General features: G+C 31.6%; 1 protein-coding gene. It reads left to right on the top strand.

The genetic code is table 11. The annotated features are described in order from the left end of the window. Window positions 1-79 precede the first annotated feature (79 nt). On the top strand, window positions 80-574 hold the full coding sequence (locus ACOSP6_RS00255) for a hypothetical protein (RefSeq protein WP_422092361.1): 495 nt from the start codon (window positions 80-82) through the stop codon (window positions 572-574). Window positions 575-633 lie beyond the last annotated feature (59 nt).

The following is a 633-nucleotide window of genomic DNA, read 5'->3' as shown; positions in this document are numbered from 1 at the left end:
ATCTTTCCGCAACATCGGAAAAGAACTCGCGTCCTTTTCTCGCAAAAAATCATACACAAATACGTTGCCAGTAATTTGAATGAAAAACGTAAAAACAAAAATATTACTACTTATTTTAATCACTTTAGTTGTTTCCTGTTCGACAAAAAAAGGAATTATTAAGAGAGAAAAAACGGAATTTGGAACTGTAAAATATTATGTTCAGACTGACTTAAAAGACGAAAATTATGTGCAAACCGAATTGAATAATGAAAATGACAATAAACGGATTTTAATAAAAGTTGCAGATTCTGTTTTTTACAGTTTGTATTCAGACGGAATTAATAAGCGCACGAAAAAGAATAAAAATTCGGTTTATCGATTATTCTATGGAGAAATACCAAAAGAATTGGATGCCCAAATTGCGTATCAAAAATTATCGGAATTGGATTCGTTGGTATTATCTAAATCGGACAAAATATTAGACTCGCTGAAATGGAATGATTTTAAGCGTTGGAACGGAGCAAAAGCTTTTGAGATTGAAGTAATTTATTATCACGGATTTCCTAAAAACGAAAAATTTGAGCCATACTAAACGGAATAAAAAACTACTGGCAACAATGTATAACCGCAATTACGGCGGATTCAACTACG

Origin of the sequence: Tenacibaculum sp. MEBiC06402 (assembly GCF_049239625.1) — a bacterium.
Taxonomy (GTDB): domain Bacteria; phylum Bacteroidota; class Bacteroidia; order Flavobacteriales; family Flavobacteriaceae; genus Polaribacter.
The sequence above is the reverse complement of the archived record's forward strand: the minus strand, read 5'-3'. Positions and strand labels throughout refer to the sequence as shown.